We start from the raw sequence: 21,063 nt of genomic DNA on the forward strand, positions 1-21,063 counted from the left end.
AAACGGGCTCGTCTTCGGATGGGCCCGTTTTGTTTTTTCACGACCTTTTAATCATCCGGCTTGCCATCCGTTCACGCCCGATCCTTCATCGCCGTCATTTGTCGCGATTCATGCGCAGCAAATACATCTTAAAATTGCATTATAGCGAATCGCTGTTTTAAGAAGTATTTCTACGTAATGGCGGATTTGTTGGGTCTTGATCATCATTTTTTTCTATATCAGATATTCCTGATGGAATTTGAAAGACCGGAAAAAGTGTGCGTTTAGCATCTTATAGGTGCCAATTTTGCCGCGTATCCATTTAAAGATGTGGTCAGGTAAAAAAACACCCGCCGCGACGCTTGCGCTTTAAAAAGTGCGGTGTATAAAAACAGTCCCGCGGCAAAAACAGCCCCGGGCACGCGTTTCTGAATAATAAAATTTCGCAGCGCCAAGCTGCGCCGGAGGAAGCGGCGGCCAACGCCAAATCTGCCCCGCCATCATTCAAAAATGATTGGCGATCCCCGGTATCATTCACATCGCCTGTCCGTGCGTCACGTTTTGCATCACCGCATACAGGTTCGATAAGAGAGGAGGTCGAAATGGGAAACCCGAAAACCCTTTTTGACAAAATTTGGGCAAGCCATGTGATTAACACGCAGGAAGATGGTACCTGCCTTATTTACATCGACCGCCATCTCGTTCACGAGGTTACAAGTCCGCAGGCTTTTGAAGGCCTGCGCAATGCCGGTCGCAAGGTGCGTCACCCGGAACTGACACTGGCCGTTCCCGACCATAACGTGCCGACCACCGACCGGTCGGAAGGGATCAAGGAAGAAGACAGCCGCATCCAGGTTGAAACCCTTGACCAGAACGCCCGCGATACCGGCATTCATTATTTCCCGATGAATGACCTGCGCCAGGGCATTGTTCACATTGTTGGCCCGGAAGAAGGCTTTACCCTGCCTGGTGTGACAATGGTTTGCGGTGATTCGCACACATCGACCCACGGTGCCTTTGGCGCACTGGCATTTGGTATTGGCACATCCGAAGTTGAACATGTGCTGGCAACCCAGACCCTGGTTCAGAAACCGGCCAAAAACATGCTGGTCAAGGTTGAAGGCGACCTGCATCCGGGTGTGACCGCCAAGGACATCACCCTTGCCATTATTGGTCGCATCGGCACCGCGGGCGGCACCGGCTATGTGATCGAATATGCCGGTTCGGCCATTCGGTCGCTGTCGATGGAAGGTCGTATGACCGTCTGTAACATGTCGATCGAAGGCGGTGCGCGCGCCGGCCTGATCGCGCCGGACGAAAAAACCTTTGAATATATCAAGGGCCGCCCAATGGCACCCAAGGGTGCAGCCTTTGAACAGGCAGTCGAATACTGGAAAACCCTGCCGTCGGATGAAGGCGCACATTACGACAAGGTTATCGAACTCGATGCCAGCGACATCATTCCGCAAGTCACCTGGGGCACCAGCCCGGAAGACGTGGCACCAATCAATGCCGTTGTCCCCGGCCCCGATGATGTCACCGATCCTGGCAAGAAAAAAGCCATTGCCCGGTCGCTTGAATATATGGGCCTGGTTGCCGGTACGCCGCTTGAGGAAGTCAAAGTTGACCGCGTCTTTATCGGTTCGTGCACCAATGGCCGGATCGAAGATTTGCGCGCTGCTGCCGTGATTGCCAAGGGGCGCAAGGTTGCCGACCATGTTAATGCAATGGTGGTTCCGGGCTCGGGCCTGGTCAAGGAACAGGCCGAAGCCGAAGGCCTGGACCAGATCTTTATCGATGCCGGTTTTGAATGGCGCGAACCGGGCTGCTCGATGTGCCTGGCAATGAACCCGGACCGTCTTGCCCCGGGCGAGCGTTGTGCATCAACCTCGAACCGGAACTTTGAAGGGCGTCAGGGCCGGGGTGGCAGAACACACCTGATGAGCCCGGCAATGGCTGTTGCTGCCGCTGTCACCGGCCATCTGGCCGATGTTCGCAAACTTGAAATCGTGTAAGGCCCCATAATGTCTGCACAAGGCTTTATCATTCGGGACGAAGGCATCTCGCGTTTCGGGCGGGCAGTGGTTCTTGAAACCCTGCTCCCCCAGCTCACCGGGATCAACCTGCCCGATTTCGTTGCCAATGACATCGACGCCACCGAAGACCTGATCGAAGCCCTCGGTCTGGTGTGGGATGCCGAAAACAAGGGATAAGACAATGGAAAAGTTCAACACTTTAACCGGTGTGGCCGCACCGTTGCCGATGCTTAATGTCGATACCGACATGATCATCCCCAAGCAGTTCCTCAAGACCATCAAGCGGTCGGGTCTGGGTAAAAACCTGTTTGATGAAATGCGTTACGACGACAATGGAAATGAAATTCCCGATTTCGTTTTAAACCAGCCCGCCTATCGCAATGCCAAAATCCTTGTAACCGGAGCCAATTTTGGCTGTGGTTCCTCGCGCGAGCATGCGCCCTGGTCACTGCTGGATTTTGGCATTCGCTGCATCATCGCGCCGAGCTTTGCCGACATTTTCTATAATAACTGCTTTAAGAACGGCATTTTGCCGATCAAATTGCCGCAGGAAGATGTGGACAAACTGATGGCGGATGCCGAACGCGGGGCCAATGCCACCGTCACGGTTGACCTGGAAAAACAGGAAATCAGTGGCCCGGATGGCGGTTGCATCAAGTTTGATGTTGAACCGTTCCGCAAGCATTGCCTGCTTAACGGCCTTGATGACATCGGCCTGACCCTTCAGAAGGCCGACGACATTGCCAGTTTTGAAGCGCAGCGCGCGGCGTCCCAGCCCTGGCTGTCGCTGTAAAAATCAGGGCGGCGTTCATATACGCCGCCCTCTTTTAGTTTCCCGCATATCTGGCGCGTCTGCGCGCCGCACCATCTTTGCGAAGGTTAGAAAATGACGATTACCAAAAAAGTCCTGATGTTGCCGGGCGACGGCATTGGCCCGGAAGTCATGCGCCAGGTCCAGCGCGTCATGGACTGGATGGCAAAAAAGCGTGACATCAATTTTGACGTTACCGAAGGTCTTATTGGTGGCGCCTCGATCGATGCCCACAACAACCCGCTGACCGACGAAACCCTGGCTGATGCCATGGCAGCCGATGCGGTTCTGCTGGGTGCTGTTGGGGGACCGAAATGGGATAACCTTCCGTTTGATATCAAACCGGAACGCGGCCTGCTTAAAATCCGCAAGGAAATGGGCCTGTTTGCCAATCTGCGCCCCGCCCTGGTCTTTGACGCCCTTGTTGGCGCATCGACCCTGAAGGAAGATGTGGTCAAGGGGCTGGACATCATGATCCTGCGTGAATTGACCGGCGGCATCTATTTCGGTCAGCCGCGCGGTATTGAAGAGCGCGACGGGGTCCGTTTTGGCTTCAACACTCTGGTTTATTCCGAACCCGAAATCGAACGCATCGCCCGCGTCGCCTTTGACATGGCGATGAAGCGCAACAAGCGTCTGTGCTCGGTCGACAAGGCCAACGTTCTGGAATCCACTGTTCTGTGGCGCGAAGTTGTTGAACGCGTTGCCAAGGACTTCCCGGAAGTCGACGTCAGCCATATGTATGTCGATAACGCCTCCATGCAGCTGGTGCGGAACCCGAAACAGTTTGACGTGATGGTCACGACCAACATGTTTGGCGACATTCTGTCGGATTGTGCTGCCATGCTGACCGGGTCACTGGGCATGTTGCCGTCTGCATCGCTGGGGGCTGCCGATGAAACCGGTGCGCGCAAGGCCTTGTACGAACCGGTACACGGTTCCGCCCCGGATATTGCCGGTCAGGACCTGGCAAACCCGCTGGCAACCCTGCTATCCTTTGCCATGATGCTGCGTTATTCCTTCGACTTGGGCGACGATGCCACCCTGATCGAAACCGCCGTTCAGAACGTTCTGAAAGGTGGTCTGCGCACGGCAGACATCATGCAGCCGGGCATGGCAAAGGTTTCAACCACCGTTATGGGTGAGTCCGTTATCAACGAACTCAACAAGCTCGTCTGATCGTCTTCCGATCCTTCAGATGCCAAGGCCGGGATTTGGTGCAAATCCCGGCCTTTTTATTTGATTTCAAGGACCTGTCGCGAAAAAGACACATTCAAAACCGCAATCGGCCCATGCAATACGCGCGTGACGTGATATAGTGGCAAAAAATATATTCAAAAAAGCAAGGACCGCGTAAACTGATGGCGAAAACCACAAAATTCATTCTTGGCAGTGTCGTAATCGTCGCTGCCATTGGTGTCGGACTGCATTATATGGCACCCGTTTACACCGAAAAGAACCTGCGCAGTGCCCTGACCGATCCGCAATCCCAAATTCGCGGTGAATTTTCCAATTTCCATATGTCGCTGTTCAAAGGCACCATGTCGGCAGATGACGTAAAAATCATCAGTATGGATGGCACTGTTTACCAGGCTGGCCGCGTTGATATTTCCGGCATTGACTGGCTGGCCGTGTATGGCTTTAACCCGCTTGGCGACGCGCTGGCGGCGAAAATGCAGCTTGCAAATGCCCGTATCGACAGTAACGGTCGCATTATCAGCTTTGACACGGCGGATCTTGCCGATGTGTCGGCCGATACATCAACCTGGCTTCCCGAAACATTTGCCGCCGGTGACATCAAAAGCCCCGGCCTGAAACACACCTTCCTGGGGCAAAGCAGCAATATCGCCGATATTCATATCGAGGATATTGCCTTTGACCATATTGGCGGTGTCACCACCGGTGCCTGGAACTATGACGCCGGATCGGAATTTGGCAATGCCAGCGTTGCGCAAAGTATTTTTGCCAACTGTGCCGGTCCCATGAAGCTGCTTCAGCAGACTGATACGGCGGATTTTAACTGGAATTCGGCTGAATCGTGCGAGCATATGGCACTGGCTGACCTTGCCATGTCCCTGCCAGACAAGTCAAAACTCACCGCAGCCGGTATCCTGATTGACGGCCTGGACAATGAATCCTTTAAAAAAGCCAGCGTAACCGGCCTCAAGATCGTTGCTCCCCAAAATCGCGGAAAATTTGAAATTGGCCGCCTGGAAATCAGTGATTTTGATCAGGCCATTGACCCCGACCAAATCCCCATGCCCGGCGAAAAGTTTGATTTCAACCGCTGGCTCAAGGCATTTGAAACCGTCAAAATCGGAAAACTGGAACTGTCAGACCAGTTTTTTTCCACCCCGGATGCCGAAATTCGCTGGGATCACTTTTCCATTCATAATCTTGGCGATCAGATGGTCGGGGAAATTTCCTCGCGCGGCCTGTCCCTGCATGGCAGTGATACCAACATTACCGCCAAATTCGGCCTTGATACGCTGACATTGCGCGACGTTAACCTCAAAAGCATCGCATCGACCCTGGAATATATTTCGCCAACCGCAGACGAAGCCGAACAGCTTGCCCTGCTTTCAACCCGCACACTCGGTGAAATGGGCTTCCCCTTTAGTGTTCCCTATTTCTCGACCTATGAGTTTTCCGGTTTGGAAGTCGGTATTTCGGGCGTTCAGGACGTTCATCTGACCGTCGATGAATTTGGCGGTGCAATCGGCGATGTCGGCCCCATCGTCGACGGCGGCGCGGACGTTGCCCGCACCCAGACCGGTCATATTGCCGGTGTCAGTATCGACATGCCCGACGAAGTGGCAAACAATCCACGCGTACTCGATGCGCTGGGTGTTAAAAAGTTTTCCCAACTAACGCTGGATATGGATGCCCATCAACGATGGTCGGCAAAAACCGGTGATTTTCAATATGCCATTGATGAACTGACCGTGCGGGACTTTGGCACCGTAAAATTCTCGATGACCCTAAGCGGATTCAGCCCGGAAGTTGTTGATCAGTTACAATCCATTCCGGTGATGCGCGCCGACCGGCAACTGCCCGTCATACTGGGGCAAAACGGGGCCTTGAAGTCCGCCTCGCTTGAAATTTATGGCGACAATCTGGTTCCCACCGCTTTGCGGCTGATGGCGCTTAAAACAGGTGTTCCGTCCGATCAATTGCAGCTTACAGCGGGCATGAGCATCATGCAGGCCCAGCAACAATATGGCTCAACCGGACAACTGGGCACATCGCTGCAACAACTGGCAAACTGGATTGCCAAGCCGCAGCATCTGAAAATTACCCTCACACCGGAAAACCCGGTGCCTTTTGCCGATCTGATGAACAATCCTGTTCCGCCTACCCCCCCGGTTCTGGCAGAAACCTTTGGCCTGAAAATTCTTGCCAATGACGAAGTTGCCAATCCGGCAAATTAAAAAGGCCGGACCATCACCACATAAGGGCCGGGGTCATTCTCCCGGCCTTTTCGTTTATGCGCTCTGCCCGGCCAGTCACGGCGCTAACAGGCCACCTCAAAAGGGCAACAACATTGGCAAAATAACCTCAATCAAGTTCATTAACTGATATTGGATTAAAATGAGCAAGTTTGTCCGGATTGCGATGTAAAAAAACACGTTTTATTCCATCCGGAGCCAGCAAAACGGTCAGCGCCGTATCTACGGCATCATCAATTGAGAACAGAAGCCAGCTTTCTGCCCCCGTTTCAACAACCGTAAGCCCGGCATTGACAAGGTTCTTGCGCCAAATTCCGGCAAAGAAGCGCGCAATCCGGTCCGCTCCAAACAGGGTATTGATGTTGGTCTTGGCCTTGCCACCGCCATCCCCTTGCAATGTAATGTCCGGTGCCAGAAATGCGGCAATCCGATCTGCCTGGCCTGATTGCAGGGCCTCGACAAACCCGGCCAGGTCACTGGCCGTCAGCCGTTTCCCAGCTGTTACATCCTGTGATGCAATCCCCGGCTTTTTTGCCGTTTCCGCGCCTTCAATATCATCATCACCCGACGTCAATCTGTCCATTTTGCGGCGTGCGCGAAACAGAATTTGCCGCGCATTATTGGGCCTGTTTCCCAATGTTTCGGCAATGGCCGCGTGATCCCAGTCAAAAACATCGTGCAATACCAAGGCAATGCGTTCGTGCGGCGACAATTCGTCAAGCATCACCAAATAGGCCTGCGATAAACAGGCCTGATTAAGCAGCCTGTCCTCGCTTTCCCGGGCAAACGGATTGACCCAGGGTTCGGGCAACCATTGCCCGACGTAATTTTCCCGTCGTCGCCGTGCTGATTTCAGAACATCCAGGCACAAATTTGAACAGACCCGGATCAGCCAGCCGGTCGGATCTTTCAGGCTGGAAATATCGGTCTGGTGCCAGCGCAGCCAAACATCCTGAACCGCATCTTCGGCATCGGCATAGCTGCCCAAAAACCGAAAGGCCAATGCAAACAGGCGCGGGCGCTGCTGGTCAAAAATCGCCGTCGACATGACATTTATTCCCGCTGTCAAACACAAAATCCGGCGCGGGCCAAGGGACAAAAGCCCGGCCCGCACCGCATAGTTTCCATCAATAGCCGTTTTTAAGCAAAAGGATGCTGTGCAACCCCCAATCGGTTCCAGGCATTGATCAGGGCAATGGCCATTGTCAGTTCGGAAATTTCCTCGGGCGAAAAATCTGCCTCAAGGGCGGTGAAACTGGCATCAATTTCGGCTGTGTCCGCCCCCAGAGTCAGCTTTTCTGCCCAGTCAAGTGCGGCCCGTTCATCGGGTTCAAAATCGCGGGCATTGCGCCAACTCGCCAGCATGTCAATCTTGCCCTGTGCGCCGCCCTGTTTCAGATAATCCGCGCAGTGCATCCGCAGGCAAAATGAACACGCATTTAGCTGCGAAACCCGACATTTGACAATTTCAACCAGCGTCCCGCTCAGCCTGGTGTTTGTATTAAACAGCATTGAGGCATCATACAGCCCTTTAAAAAGCACCGGGCTGGTTTTGGCAAAGTCAAAACGGTTCATCTTCGTCCTCCATCTTGCATGTCGTGATTTTGAAATCACGCTCTGCAAACAGGACGAGACGGCACTACCATCTGTTACAGAAACTGCAATTTTTTGATGACATCCGAGATCATCTCGCAGTTTTTCATTAAATTCATTTGTTGCATTTAATTCATTTAATTATATATCCTACCTAAAACGGAGGAAAAGAAGGAGAGTCTCATGAACATGGTTGCACAACATCGCCAGCTTCCGCCAAGCGCACAGGATGCAGCCATTGCACGGGTTTCAGGACAGGCCTTGTCGCGCTATGCACAAACCAAAAGCCCGCTTAAACTGCGCATCACAGATGCAGAGCAAGCCGAACCTATCGAGCTTCCTGCTGGCGCGGTTGCACTTCTCATGGAAATTCTGGAAACGATGGCTGCGGGTCGCGGTGTTACCATCATCCCTGAAAACGCCGAACTTACGACAGTGCAGGCTGCCGATATCCTCAACGTCTCGCGCCCCTTTCTGATCAAGCTTTTGGAAGAGAACAAGATTCCCTTCCGGAAAGTTGGGAAACATCGTCGTATCCGTATGGAAGACGTGATGACCTATAAAACCCGGATCGACCAGGAGCGCGAGGCTGTCCTCGACCAGCTCGCCGCAGACGCACAAGAACAGGACATGGGCTACGGAGAATGAGTGGCTACACTGTCCTGCTGGATGCCAATGTCCTCTATCCCGCGCCAATGCGGGACGTCTTGATGCAGCTTGCCGTTGCTGACTTGTTCAAGGCGAAATGGACAGATGACATTCATCGGGAATGGATAAATGCGCTCTTGCGTAAAGAGCCTCATCGCGAGCTTAGTGCGCTTGAACGCACACGCGATCTGATGAATACGTCCGTCCGCGACTGTCTGGTAACAGGTTACGACAGCCTGATCCCATCGCTCACTCTGCCTGATCCTGATGACCGACATGTCCTGGCGGCGGCCATCGTTGGCCGCTGTGACGCCATCGTCACGCAGAACCTCAAGGATTTCCCGACAAATGCCCTCGAACCCTTTGGCATTGAAACACAACATCCCGACGCGTTTTTGAGCAATCAGCTTTCCCTGGCACCAGGCCTGGTTTGTTCTGCCTTGCGAAAAGTACGCGCACGCCTGAAAAACCCACCAAAGACCGCCAATGAATATCTGGCAATCCTGACACAACAGGGCCTCGTCGCAACAGTCGCCGAGCTTGAACAGTTCTCGGAACTGCTCTGAAAACCGGCTTATCCTATACCATTACACATATCCACACGCGCGTAACGCCTGGGCCACGGTTGGGTGCAAGGTCCAACACCAGTCTTCGCTTTCCATTTGGGTGCCATCCGCCAGCGTAAAAATGGCCGCAAGATAATCGCTGACATCGGACGGACAATGCGGCAGGCCCGCAGCAAGGGCGATTTTGCGGCCAACACGACCGTATTTTTTGTGTCCGATACGTGATCCAAAATGCCCGGCAGACGCAGCCAGTTCAGTGCCGGTTATTCGCTGTTCCGGCGCATAAAAATGGGCACGCAGCATATCGCGTTCGCAACTCGACAGATCAACAACTTTCAATGCCGCCACATATTGCTCTACTGACCCGACATAAGGTGGCCGGTGGTCGTTATCGCTCAATACAGGAATAAGAACGTCTTCAATCCGGGACGAAGAGGTATCAGGGTTTGAATGCAGCATGGGTTTCCTCCCGATCGGGAAACAACCGTTTAGTTTCGGGTTTCTCAGGGCCGGTTGTCACCCCAAATCCCATCAGCAGGCTCTTGCGGCCTGTCATAAACACATATCAAAGACTAAATTGACATATGGTGCTTGCGGCGGCTGATGCAAACCACTCTGCCGCCGCAAGATTGTTTTAATTGTGCCGAAAACCGGGTTTGGTGAACACAAACTGGCCCACCCGCATGCCGCCACCGCCTTGGCGGGCATCAAAGGCATTGATGCAGCCTGCCAGATAGAATTCCCACATCCGTTTGAACTCGGTATCGTATTTTTCCGGATCCAGCTCATGCTCGATTTTACGGAAATTCTCGCGCCAGGCCATCAGGGTGCGGGCATAGTTTTCGCCCGCATGAAAATGGCAGGCCTCCACATCCAGATCCGCCATTTCGGCCGCCTCGACAACTTCGTGAACCGCGGGAATATAACCGCCAGGGAAAATGTAACGATCAATCCACGGCGATGTGAAATCCGGGCGCGGTTTGATGATGGTATGAATCACCGCCCGCCCGCCGGCCTTAAGCAACCGGGCAACCTGTTCAAAATAGGTTTTGAATTGCGGCCGTCCGACATGTTCAAACATCCCCACCGAGACCACCCGGTCGTATCGGTCATGATTGGCCTGGGCAAAAACACGGTAATCCTGCAAATGATAATCCAGGCCTTCATGAAATTCGGCGGGCAATTCGGCCTTGCGTTCCTGCGCCCAGTTATATTGCTCGTTCGAGAGGGTAATGCCATGCACTTCCGCCCCGGTGGTGCGACGGATAAAACGGCTTAACCCGCCCCAGCCACAGCCAATATCCACAACCCGCGTATTCGGATCGGTAATTTTCAGACGATCCGTCGTCAGTTGCATTTTATGCTGCTGGGCTTCTGCAAGATCACGCGCTCCGTCATCCCAAAACGCGCAGGAATATTGCATATCGGCATCCAGAAACCGGGTATAGAGGTCATTGCCAATGTCATAATGGTGGCGCACCCGGCGCGATGCCGCCTCGACCGAGGTAAATTGCGCAATACGGAACTTGAAGGCCTGAAGTTTTTCAATCAGCAGACCAAAACTGCTGCTGGAATGGCCGCCATCAAAATTGAGGCGCAACACCCGAATCAGATCTTCAAGCTCTCCAGACGTGACATCAATGCCACCCTGCATATAGACTTCGCCAAAGCCCGGGTCCGGGCTCAGGGCCATTTTTACGGCATCGGTCCAGTTTGGCAGCGTCATGGTCGCACGCGGTTCAGCGCCATCACCCAGCGCTACCTCGTGACGGTCATTGACGCGCACAAGAAGCGTGCCGCGCGTAACATGTTCGCGAAAGAAATCGAGGACTTTTCTGTCAGTCCAGTTCAAAGTCATTGGGTACGTCATAGCCGTCCTTCTCAAGCCGGAAATGCGACAACCCCCAAAATTGCAAATATCAGACGATAATTTGCAATCCCCACGCATTATAGTGACATATTTCACTATAATCTCAACCCGTAAAAACCCAAACCATCCTTGCGCGACACCGCAGAAAGCCTTACATCTCGCCCAGCTTACCGGTCGGCCATGCAATATCTGGCAAATTGTCAATCAAAATGACCAGGGCGTATCGCGGGCCGAACCAAAACAGAAAGAGGCACTTGATGGGTTATAAAATCGCCGTTGTTGGCGCCACGGGTAATGTCGGGCGCGAAATGCTCAACACGCTGGCAGAACGCAATTTTCCCGCCGAAGAGGTCTTTGCGCTGGCATCATCACGCTCGATTGGTCGTACCGTTTCCTATGGCGATGATGACCTGACCGTACAGGATGCCGCACGCTTTGATTTTTCAAAGGCGGATATTGCCCTGTTCTCGGCAGGTGGAGATACGGCAAAGGCCCTGGCACCGAAGGCGGCCGAGGCCGGCTGTGTGGTGATCGACAATTCAAGCTACTGGCGCATGGAACCCGGTGTTCCGTTGATCGTGCCCGAAGTCAATGGCGACGCCCTGGCGGGATATGCCAAGAAAAACATCATCGCCAATCCAAACTGTTCGACCATCCAGATGGTCATGGCCTTAAAACCGTTACATGATTTGCAACCGGTCAAACGCGTGGTTGTCTCGACCTATCAGTCGGTCTCGGGGGCCGGACGGGCGGCAATGGATGAATTGTTTAACCAGACACGCGGCATTTACGTCAATGATCCGCCCGTCAAGGAACAGTTTACCAAACAGATCGCCTTTAACGTCATCCCGCATATTGATGAATTCATGGATGATGGCGCGACCCGTGAAGAATGGAAAATGACCGCCGAAACCCGCAAAATCCTGGACCCGGATGTTGCGGTTCATGCCACCTGTGTCCGGGTGCCGGTATTTGTCGGTCATGGCGAAGCCGTCAATATCGAATTTGAAATGCCCGTCACCGTCGAGGAAGCCCGCAAGGCGCTCAAGGCATTCCCGGGTGTGTCGGTGATCGATTATCGCCAGGATGAAGGTTATGTCACCCCGCAGGAAGTAGCCGGGGAAGACAGTGTATTCATCTCGCGCATTCGCAAGGATCCAAGCATTCCCAATGCGCTGTCCCTATGGTGTGTCAGCGATAATCTGCGCAAAGGGGCTGCCCTGAATGCGGTTCAGATCGCCGAATTGCTGGTTTCGGATTATCTGCCAAAGAAATAAAACCGACTTGGCTAAACATCCCTCATACAGGGCCGCCCACCTGGGCGGCCCTGTTGTTTTATGATCTTCCATATAAGCAGGATTAATCCTACCATTCAAAAGCTGCGAAATTGATGAAACCTGATCCTTCAGGTATCAGGAACATACCTGCAGCCGAACACCCGATAAAAAACGGAAGACTGGGATGGTAAAACGGACCCGCAAAGAAGCCGCAAGACTGGATGAAGCCGCCCGGGCCGGATGGCTGTATTATTGCGCAGGAAATACCCAGGACGAAATTGCCACCAAGCTGGGCGTTTCGCGCCCGACGGCACAACGCCTGGTATCGGCTGCCATTAGCGAGGGGCTGGTCAAGGTGCGACTGGATCATCCGATTGCCCAGTGCATGGAACTGGCCGCCCGTATTTGCGCGGAATTTGAACTTGAGAATTGCGAGGTCGTGCCGACAGACCCCGCCGCACCCGACGCCATGTTTGGCATCGCCCAGGCGGCGGCCAACCTGCTGGAGCGGGTTTTACAATGTCCTGATCCCAAAATTATCGCCCTGGGCACCGGGCGTGCCATGCGCGGCATGGTCAATGAAGTCCAGCGTATCGAAGCGCGCCACCATAAAATCGTTTCCCTTGTCGGCACCATTGCCACCGACGGCGCGGCAAGTTTTTATGATGCCGTCACCGAACTGGCCGATTTAACCCGCGCCCCGCATTATCCCTTATCCATCCCGGTGATTGTCCCAAAGGCCGAACAGCGTAAACCGATGCAGCAACAGGCCCCGATGGACAATATCCTGCATCTTGCCGCCCAGGCCGATGTGCGATTTGTCGGTATTGGACAAATGGGTGCGGACGCCCCGCTTCTCGTGGATGGTTTCATTACCCCGGCCGAGCTTAAAAGCCTGCAAGATCATGGGGGTATTGGCGAGCTGATCAGTTGGACCTTTGATAAGAACGGTCAAATTCTGGATCATGATGTCAATAACCGCGTGACCAGTGCGCCGCTGCAATATCCGGCACAAAATACCATCGCCGTCGCCAAAGGCGCTAAAAAAGTTGCCGCGATTCGCGGTGCAATGGCAGGAAAACTGATTACATCTCTGGTTACGGATGAAGCCACGGCGAAGGCTTTACTCCCTTAAAACATCACTAATTATCTTTAAAAATCAAATAATTGACCGAAACCCGCGACGTAAAATCGCGGGTTTTTCTGTTGCGTCGCACAATCGAATTCGGTTGACAAGGCGGGTGATAATTGAGTGAATGTTCACGTAATGAGCAAATGATCAAAACAAACAGCACAGTTTGTTTAACGGGAAAAAGTCCTTTTGGGAGGAATTATGAAACACATTATGGGAGCAGCGTTTTGTGCGCTGTTGGCCAGCGGCGTCGCGTTTGGGGCCAATGCAGAAACCAAGCTGACCATCGCCACGGTGAATAACGGGGACATGATCCGGATGCAGAAGCTGACGGATGATTTCACCAGCAAAAATCCCGACATCTCGCTGGAATGGGTAACACTGGAAGAAAACACCCTGCGCCAGCGTGTCACCACCGACATTGCCACCGATGGCGGCCAATATGACATTATGACGATTGGTACCTATGAAGCGCCGATCTGGGCGAAAAAGGGCTGGCTGGCCCCCCTTGAAAACCTGGGCGCGGATTATGACGTGGACGACATCATGCCCGCGATCCGCTCGGCACTGAGCAACGATGGCAAGCTGTATGCAGCCCCGTTCTATGCCGAAAGCTCGATGATGATGTATCGCAAGGATCTGTTCGAGAAAGCAGGCATTGAAATCAACGGTCGTCTGACCTGGGACCAGACCCTTGATATTGCCAAAAAGCTGCATGATCCGGCCAATGGCGTTTATGGCATCTGCCTGCGCGGCAAAGCGGGCTGGGGCGAAAACATGGCGCTGATCACGACGATGGGCAATGCCTATGGCGCGCGCCTGTTTAACGAGGAATGGAAACCGGAATTCGATGGGCAGGAATGGAAAGACGCCCTGTCGATGTATGTTGATATTCTCGGCAATTATGGTCCTCCCGGTGCAACCTCGAACGGCTTTAACGAAAACCTGTCGCTGTTTAACGCTGGCAAATGCGCCATGTGGATTGATGCCACAGTTGCCGCATCCTTTGTCACCAACCCCAAAGAATCCAAAGTGGCCGACAAGGTTGGCTTCACCGAAGCCCCCTGCGCTGTGACCTGCACCGGTGCCAACTGGTTGTGGGCCTGGAACCTGGCGATCCCGGCTTCGTCGAAAAAAACCCAGGCCGCCGAGAAGTTCATTTCCTGGGCAACCTCGAAATCCTATATCGAACTGGTCGCAAGCAAAGACGGCTGGGCAAATGTCCCACCGGGAACCCGCATGTCATTGTATCAGAACCAGAAATATCTTGATGCCGCACCGTTTGCCATCAAGACCCTGGCCGCCATCGACAGTGCGGATCCGATCAACTCAACCCTGAAACCGAAACCCTATGTCGGGGTTCAGTTTGCCGCCATCCCGGAATTCCAGGGTATCGGCACCGTTGTCGGTCAGCAGTTCTCGGCCGCCCTTGCCGGTCAAATCAGTGTCGATCAGGCCCTGCAAAATGCGCAGCAATCCACCGATCGGACCATGCAAAAAGCCGGATATTACTGATTTCCGCTTTCTGACCAGACCTCCTTGACCTGGTAGACTTGGGTGGCGGCACTTTCGCCACCCCTTTTCTTCCCGGGTCTGTCAAAGACACTGCAAACGGGGAGCGCATCATGTCGACACGGGCCTCGACCCTGGCCGGGCACGTTATGTCCGCGCCGTCGATCATCGCCTTGTTTTTGTGGATGATCGTGCCTTTGGGCATGACAATTTACTTCTCATTCCTTCGCTATAACCTGCTGTCACCAGGCATGGAGGAATGGATCGGCTTTGTGAATTACAAATTCTTCCTGACCGATCACGCCTTTTTTGCCTCCCTTGCCAATACCCTGATCCTGGTTGGCTCTGTCCTTGTCATTACCGTGATTGGCGGCATTCTGATCGGCCTTATGCTCGATCAGGCGATTTTCGGCCGGGGCATTTTGCGCATTCTGGTGATTTCGCCGTTTTTCATTATGCCGACGGTGAATGCGCTGGTCTGGAAAAACCTGTTGATGAACCCGGTCTCCGGCTTTTTCGCCTGGATATCGATGTCGCTTGGCTTTCAGCCGATCGACTGGTTCACCCAGGCCCCGCTAACCGCCATCATCATCATGGTTGCCTGGCAATGGCTTCCGTTTGCAACGCTGATTTTGCTCACCGCCCTGCAATCGCTGGACCGCGACCAAAAAGAGGCCGCCCAGATGGACGGGGCCGGACCCATTGCGATTTTCTTTTATATCACCCTGCCGCATCTCAGCCGGGCTATTACGGTTGTCATTCTGATCGAAACGATCTTTCTACTCACCGTGTTTGCCGAAATCTTTGTCACCACCGGCGGCGGCCCCGGCCTTGCAACCACCAATATCGCCTTTCTCGTCTATACCCAGGCCCTTTTGCAATACGACGTCGGGGGTGCCTCGGCGGGCGGTATCGTTGCGGTCATTTTGGCCAATATTGTCGCGATCTTTCTGGTTCGCCTCATTGGCAAAAACCTGGACGCGTAGGGGGCAAAAATGGAAACCAATTTCAAATCACCCACCGGGAAAATTGCCTATTCGGTCTTTGCCTGGATCGTCGGCCTGGCCATTTTCTTCCCCATCCTGTGGATGGCGCTAACCAGTTTCAAATCCGAAATTGATGCGGTCAATATGCCGCCCCTGTTTTTCGATTTTAACTGGACGCTGGAAAACTATACCGGGATCCTCGAACAGTCGAACTACTTCAAGTTCGCCATGAACTCGATCATTCTGTCCTTTGGCTCCACCATTATCGGTCTGGTTTTCGCTGTCACCTGCGCCTGGGCAATGGCCTTTAACCCGACCAAACGCACCAAGGACACCCTGCTTTGGATGCTATCGACCAAAATGATGCCGCCGGTCGGCGTGCTGGTGCCGATTTATTTGATGTTTCGCGACTGGGGGCTGTTGGACAGCCGGTTTGGTCTGATCATGGTTCTGTTTTTGATGAACCTGCCGATCATGGTTTGGATGCTTTACACCTATTTCAAGGAAATCCCCAAAGACATCCTTGAAGCCGCCCGGATGGACGGGGCAACCCTGCCCAAGGAAATTTTCTTTGTGCTGTTGCCCATGGCGGTGCCCGGTATCGCATCGACCATGCTGCTCAACATCATTCTCGCCTGGAACGAAGCCTTCTGGACCCTGAACCTGACAACATCGGATGCCGCGCCGCTGACCGCCTTCATCGCCTCGTACTCCAGCCCCGAAGGGCTGTTCTGGGCGAAATTGTCGGCAGCATCAACCCTGGCGGTTGCGCCCATCCTGGTCGTTGGCTGGTTCTCGCAAAAACAGCTTGTTCGCGGTTTGACCTTTGGCGCGGTGAAATAAACCGCAGCATTCTCAAGTTATGTAAGGAAGGAACACCACAATGGGTGCAATCCGACTGGAAAATGTCCGAAAGACATTCGGGAATATCGATGTCATTCCCGGTGTTGATCTTGAAATCAATGACGGCGAATTTGTCGTGTTTGTTGGCCCGTCGGGCTGTGGCAAATCCACCCTGCTGCGTCTGATTGCCGGTCTGGAAGATGTCACCAGCGGCAAGATCATGATCAATGACGTGGACATGGCCGATGCCTCCCCGGCAAAACGCGGCCTTTCGATGGTGTTTCAGTCCTATGCGCTTTATCCGCATATGACGGTTTATAACAACATCGCCTTTGGCCTGAAAATGGCCGGAGAATCCAAGGCCGTGATCGAGGAAAAAGTCCGCAACGCTGCCAAAATCCTCAACCTGACCGACTATCTGGATCGCCGCCCCGGCGCACTTTCCGGTGGGCAGCGCCAGCGTGTCGCCATTGGCCGTGCCATTGTGCGCAACCCGGCGGCTTTCCTGTTTGACGAACCGCTATCCAACCTGGATGCGGCCTTGCGCGTCAATATGCGCCTGGAAATTACCGGCCTGCATCAGGAACTGAAAACCACCATGATTTACGTCACCCACGACCAGGTGGAAGCCATGACCATGGCTGACAAGATCGTGGTGTTACAGGCTGGCCGGGTGGAACAGGTTGGCAAACCGATGGAGCTTTATACCAACCCGGCCAATAAATTTGTCGCAGGTTTTATCGGTTCGCCGAAAATGAACTTCATCGAAGGCGACTATGCCAAGGCACGGGATTGCCATTGTGTTGGCATTCGGCCGGAGCATTTTGCCATCAGTCAGGAATCTGGCGACATTCCGGCAACCGTTAAAATTGCCGAGCATCTGGGGGCCGAAACCTATTTGCATGTCAATGCCGACAATATTGGCCCAATGACGATCCGTGCAACTGGCGAAGTGCCGCTTGGCGAACATGACCGCATCTGGCTGACACCGGATGCCGAGCGCATTCATCGCTTTGATGCCAATGACAAAGCCCTTTCCCGCTGAGGAAACCGTCAAATTTCCGGAATACGGGCGCAATTGCCAGCAAAAAACCGGCAGCCCTGTTTCCCTGTTCACCACCGACCAAACTGCGAGATCAAAATGTATTTAAAAATGTTCGATCTGACCGGACGCCGCGCCTATGTCACCGGGGGCGGTCGCGCCATTGGCCTTTCCTGTTGCGAGGCCCTTGCCGAAGCGGGCGCCCATGTGGTGATCGGCGATATCAGCGCCGAAGTCGCCGAAGAAGGCCGCGATTACCTGAAATCAAAGGGCTATGACGCCAGCATCGATTTGATGGATGTTACCAACCCGGACCAGGTCCGTGCCAGTGCTGCAAAGCAGGCCGAACAGGGCGGTATCGACATTCTGGTTAACAATGCCGGGATCGCGCGTTCCGAAACACCGGCCGAAACCGTGGCGGACGAACACTGGCGCAATGTGATCGACGTCAACCTGAATGGCACCTTCTGGTGCTGCCGTGAATTCGGCAAGCAGATGCTTGAGAAAAAACGCGGTGCGATCGTCAATATCGGTTCCATGTCCGGCTTTATCGTCAACAAGCCGCAGGAACAGGCCTATTACAACGCCTCAAAGGCGGGCGTTCATCACCTGACCAAGTCGCTTGCGGCCGAATGGGGCGCACGCGGGGTACGCGTGAATGCGGTTGCGCCAACCTATATCGCAACGCCGCTCAACGAATTTGTCAAATCCAAGCCGGAAATGTACGACGCCTGGATCAACGGCACCCCGATGGCGCGCCTGGGTGAAACCCATGAAATCGGTTCTGTCGTGCTGTTCCTGGCATCCGATGCGGCAAGCCTGATGACCGGTTCCATTGTTTTGGCCGATGGGGGCTATACCTGCTGGTAAGGCGGCAGGAAAGCCCGCGATCACATTGTCCTGAAAAACTTCTGTGATCGGGCCAAAACAGGGAAAGAACGGGGCGTGGTTGTGGGACCTGCGCCCCGTTCGCTTTTCATCACACCATTAAACCGGCCCTTGCGCCGCAAGCCGTTTGGAAAACGGGTTCATTTCCGTCACCACCACATCTTCCAGATCCAGAAAAACGGCAAGCTGGCACAGGTGGTGATGCAATGCGGCTGCGACCATGTCATTGTCGTGCCCCTCTTCGGCATGGGCGGAAAAGACCCGCAAAACCTTTCCCTGCCGGTCCGCCTTCAAATCCACCCGGGCGACAAAATCGCCATTCAGCATGAAGGGCAAAACGTAATAGCCATATTGGCGTTTATGGGCCGGGGTATAAATTTCGATACGGTAATTAAAGCCAAAAATCCGTTCCACCCGGTCGCGTTCCCACATCACCGGGTCAAACGGCACCATCAGGGCCGTGGGCGATGATCGTCGTCTAATTTTGGCATCGGGTGCAATAAAAGCTGGCTGCGTCCAGCCTTCGACACTGGCAGGCAGTAAATCCCCGTTTTCGACCATTTCGGCAACACGGGCCTTGGCGTCCTCGTTGGGCAGACGGAAATATTTGCGAAGATCGGCCAGGGTGGCAACCCCCATTGCGACAATGCCCTTGGCGATCAATGCCCGCTGCGCCACATCGCGGGGCAGGGCCGGTTCGTGGGCAACATCACCAATAATACGATGCGGCAGGTCATATTCCCGTTCAAAGGATCCGCGCCGCTTGCGCGCCATAACCTGACCACTCCAAAACAGATATTCCATCGCCGTTTTGGTTTTGGTCCAGCCCCACCATTGGCTGCCGCCTTCGCGGGGTTCGTCATTCAAATCACTGGCCGCTGTCGTGCCTTCCCGTTCAAGGTGTTTTAAAAGGCCGCCGACAAATTCGGGATGTTCGCGCGCGGTGCGGGCAATACCGCCCCACATGCCCTGCCCGTTCAGCGCATCCTCCATCCGCCAGCGATAAAGCGGGTAATCCTCCACCGGGATCAACGATGCTTCGTGCCCCCAATATTCAAACAGCTTGCGCTGCTTTGCCGTGCCCCAACTTAACTGATCCAGCAAATCACGGTCATAAATACCAAGGCGCGAAAAAACCGGCATGTAATGGGCGCGGCTTAACACATTGACACTGTCAATTTGCAGCATATTGGTTTTGCGGATCATCTTCATAATCCGGCGGCGATCAACCGTTTTACCTATATCTGGCGTTTCAAATCCCTGCCCGGCCAGGGCAAGGTGGCGCGCCTGCCGGGCAGAGATTGCAACAGGTTTGGGCGTACTGAGGTCAGACATGACATCCCCGAAAGAAATTTGCTGATCTTTCAAATTGTTGGGGCGATCCTACCACATCTTACTGACAATTTTGGCAGTTGGTTTTCTCTTTTTGTTCCCATTATCGACAACAGTAAAACGCACTATAGCAGGCAATAAAAAACGGAGCCCGCTTTCACCGGCTCCGCCTTATCATCATTTTACTGCGATAACAGCTTAGCGATCAAAACCCAGATTGGGGGCTTCAAGGCCATTGGCGCGGCAGGCGGCAATCAGGGTGTTATTCAGCAGGCAGGCAATTGTCATCGGACCGACACCACCAGGAACCGGGGTAATGGCACCGGCAACGTCAACGGCACTGGCAAAGTCAACATCGCCAACCAGTTTCATTTTGCCGTTTTCGCCTTCGATGCGGTTAATGCCCACATCAATCACCGTGGCCCCCTTGCCGATCCAGTCGCCCTTGATCATGTTGGGGCGGCCAACAGCGGCAATGACAATATCGGCGCGGCGGACTTCTTCCTCAAGGTCGCGGGTGCGCGAATGCGCGATGGTAACGGTGCAGTTTTCCTTCAGCAGCAACTGCGCCATCGGTTTGCCAACGATGTTGGACCGACCGACAACCACGGCGCGCTTGCCCGACAAATCACCCAGCGTATCCTTAAGCAACATCAGGCAGCCATAAGGGGTGCAAGGTGCAATACCGTCGCCGCCGGTTGCCAGCGCACCGGCATTGATGATGTGAAACCCATCCACATCCTTGGCCGGGTCAATCGCGGCCAAAACGGCATTTTCATCAATATGCTTGGGCACGGGCAACTGGCAGAGAATGCCATGCACCTTCGGATCATTGTTAAGCTGCGTAATCAGCGCAATCAGATCTTCCTGTTTGGTGGCGGCGGGCAATTTATGCTCATAGGAATTCATGCCGCATTCGATGGTCTGTTTGCCCTTGTTGCGCACATAAACCTGGCTTGCCGGGTCTTCGCCCACCAGCACCACGGCAAGACCAGGCACAATGCCGTGTTCGGCCTTCAGTTTTGCCACTTCGCCGGTAATATCTTCACGCAATTTGGCGGCAAAGGCCTTGCCATCAATGATTTTCGCATTGCTCATA

At 53.9% G+C, this 21,063-nt stretch carries 20 protein-coding genes; 14 read left to right on the top strand and 6 right to left on the bottom strand.

Annotation, left to right across the window (positions count from 1 at the left end; all coding sequences use genetic code 11):
- Positions 1–581 precede the first annotated feature (581 nt).
- The 5 genes from leuC to TH25_RS19440 all read left to right on the top strand — a co-directional run bounded on the left by leuC (position 582) and on the right by TH25_RS19440 (position 6,257).
- Positions 582–1,994 (top strand): 3-isopropylmalate dehydratase large subunit, encoded by a 1,413-nt coding sequence (gene leuC, locus TH25_RS19420; RefSeq protein ID WP_114089956.1) that lies wholly within the window; start codon positions 582–584, stop codon positions 1,992–1,994.
- A gap of 9 nt (positions 1,995–2,003) precedes the next feature.
- Positions 2,004–2,192, top strand: a complete 189-nt coding sequence (locus TH25_RS19425) for a hypothetical protein (protein WP_114089957.1) — start codon at positions 2,004–2,006, stop codon at positions 2,190–2,192.
- 4 nt (positions 2,193–2,196) lie between these two features.
- Entirely contained in the window at positions 2,197–2,808 is a 612-nt protein-coding gene (leuD, locus tag TH25_RS19430) for a 3-isopropylmalate dehydratase small subunit (protein ID WP_114089958.1), read from the top strand.
- 93 nt (positions 2,809–2,901) lie between these two features.
- A complete protein-coding gene (gene leuB / locus TH25_RS19435; RefSeq protein ID WP_114089959.1) occupies positions 2,902–4,005 on the top strand; it encodes a 3-isopropylmalate dehydrogenase in 1,104 nt (367 codons plus the stop codon).
- 182 nt (positions 4,006–4,187) lie between these two features.
- Positions 4,188–6,257 carry a hypothetical protein gene (locus TH25_RS19440; RefSeq protein ID WP_114089960.1) on the top strand — a complete coding sequence of 690 codons (2,070 nt, stop codon included), beginning with the start codon at positions 4,188–4,190 and terminating at the stop codon, positions 6,255–6,257.
- Between the two features lie 127 nt (positions 6,258–6,384).
- Here TH25_RS19440 and TH25_RS19445 read toward each other — a convergent pair whose 3' ends face one another.
- The gene (locus tag TH25_RS19445; protein ID WP_114089961.1) at positions 6,385–7,323 is read right to left on the bottom strand and encodes a sigma-70 family RNA polymerase sigma factor; all 939 of its coding nucleotides are present in this window, start codon (positions 7,321–7,323) and stop codon (positions 6,385–6,387) included.
- 92 nt (positions 7,324–7,415) lie between these two features.
- Positions 7,416–7,850, bottom strand: a complete 435-nt coding sequence (locus TH25_RS19450; RefSeq protein WP_114089962.1) for a carboxymuconolactone decarboxylase family protein — start codon at positions 7,848–7,850, stop codon at positions 7,416–7,418.
- A gap of 201 nt (positions 7,851–8,051) precedes the next feature.
- Here TH25_RS19450 and TH25_RS19455 point away from each other — a divergent pair, with 201 nt between their 5' ends.
- Both TH25_RS19455 and TH25_RS19460 read left to right on the top strand, forming a co-directional pair.
- Positions 8,052–8,516: a helix-turn-helix domain-containing protein gene (locus tag TH25_RS19455; protein ID WP_114089963.1), complete on the top strand. Its 465-nt coding sequence runs from the start codon at positions 8,052–8,054 to the stop codon at positions 8,514–8,516.
- Positions 8,513–9,082 (top strand): PIN domain-containing protein, encoded by a 570-nt coding sequence (locus TH25_RS19460; RefSeq protein WP_114089964.1) that lies wholly within the window; start codon positions 8,513–8,515, stop codon positions 9,080–9,082. Before TH25_RS19455 ends, TH25_RS19460 begins: the two co-directional genes overlap by 4 nt.
- 21 nt (positions 9,083–9,103) lie before the next feature.
- Here the strand turns inward: TH25_RS19460 and TH25_RS19465 are convergent, their stop codons facing one another.
- Both TH25_RS19465 and TH25_RS19470 read right to left on the bottom strand, forming a co-directional pair.
- Positions 9,104–9,541 (bottom strand): hypothetical protein, encoded by a 438-nt coding sequence (locus tag TH25_RS19465; RefSeq protein WP_258549231.1) that lies wholly within the window; start codon positions 9,539–9,541, stop codon positions 9,104–9,106.
- A 175-nt stretch (positions 9,542–9,716) separates the two neighbouring features.
- Positions 9,717–10,940: a class I SAM-dependent methyltransferase gene (locus TH25_RS19470; protein WP_114089965.1), complete on the bottom strand. Its 1,224-nt coding sequence runs from the start codon at positions 10,938–10,940 to the stop codon at positions 9,717–9,719.
- A 269-nt stretch (positions 10,941–11,209) separates the two neighbouring features.
- Between TH25_RS19470 and TH25_RS19475 the strand changes: the two genes are divergently transcribed.
- From TH25_RS19475 to TH25_RS19505, 7 genes are all read left to right on the top strand, one after another.
- On the top strand, positions 11,210–12,229 hold the full coding sequence (locus TH25_RS19475; RefSeq protein ID WP_114089966.1) for an aspartate-semialdehyde dehydrogenase: 1,020 nt from the start codon (positions 11,210–11,212) through the stop codon (positions 12,227–12,229).
- A 184-nt stretch (positions 12,230–12,413) separates the two neighbouring features.
- Complete coding sequence (locus TH25_RS19480; protein WP_114089967.1) at positions 12,414–13,364, top strand: sugar-binding transcriptional regulator; 951 nt, start codon at positions 12,414–12,416, stop codon at positions 13,362–13,364.
- Positions 13,365–13,562: 198 nt separating this feature from the next.
- The gene (locus TH25_RS19485) at positions 13,563–14,876 is read left to right on the top strand and encodes an ABC transporter substrate-binding protein (RefSeq protein WP_114089968.1); all 1,314 of its coding nucleotides are present in this window, start codon (positions 13,563–13,565) and stop codon (positions 14,874–14,876) included.
- Positions 14,877–14,986: 110 nt separating this feature from the next.
- A complete protein-coding gene (locus TH25_RS19490; protein ID WP_114089969.1) occupies positions 14,987–15,859 on the top strand; it encodes a carbohydrate ABC transporter permease in 873 nt (290 codons plus the stop codon).
- Positions 15,860–15,868: 9 nt separating this feature from the next.
- Positions 15,869–16,702 carry a carbohydrate ABC transporter permease gene (locus TH25_RS19495; RefSeq protein ID WP_114089970.1) on the top strand — a complete coding sequence of 278 codons (834 nt, stop codon included), beginning with the start codon at positions 15,869–15,871 and terminating at the stop codon, positions 16,700–16,702.
- A gap of 40 nt (positions 16,703–16,742) precedes the next feature.
- On the top strand, positions 16,743–17,747 hold the full coding sequence (locus tag TH25_RS19500; protein WP_114089971.1) for an ABC transporter ATP-binding protein: 1,005 nt from the start codon (positions 16,743–16,745) through the stop codon (positions 17,745–17,747).
- A gap of 96 nt (positions 17,748–17,843) precedes the next feature.
- Positions 17,844–18,614: an SDR family NAD(P)-dependent oxidoreductase gene (locus tag TH25_RS19505; RefSeq protein ID WP_114089972.1), complete on the top strand. Its 771-nt coding sequence runs from the start codon at positions 17,844–17,846 to the stop codon at positions 18,612–18,614.
- A 117-nt stretch (positions 18,615–18,731) separates the two neighbouring features.
- On the opposite strand, the gene TH25_RS19510 is transcribed toward TH25_RS19505, so the two are convergent.
- The gene (locus TH25_RS19510) at positions 18,732–19,967 is read right to left on the bottom strand and encodes a winged helix-turn-helix domain-containing protein (RefSeq protein ID WP_114090015.1); all 1,236 of its coding nucleotides are present in this window, start codon (positions 19,965–19,967) and stop codon (positions 18,732–18,734) included.
- Positions 19,968–20,162: 195 nt separating this feature from the next.
- The gene (gene folD / locus TH25_RS19515; RefSeq protein WP_114089973.1) at positions 20,163–21,062 is read right to left on the bottom strand and encodes a bifunctional methylenetetrahydrofolate dehydrogenase/methenyltetrahydrofolate cyclohydrolase FolD; all 900 of its coding nucleotides are present in this window, start codon (positions 21,060–21,062) and stop codon (positions 20,163–20,165) included.
- Position 21,063: the final 1 nt, after the last annotated feature.

Source organism: Thalassospira profundimaris, from assembly GCF_003326755.1.
Taxonomy (GTDB): domain Bacteria; phylum Pseudomonadota; class Alphaproteobacteria; order Rhodospirillales; family Thalassospiraceae; genus Thalassospira; species Thalassospira profundimaris_B.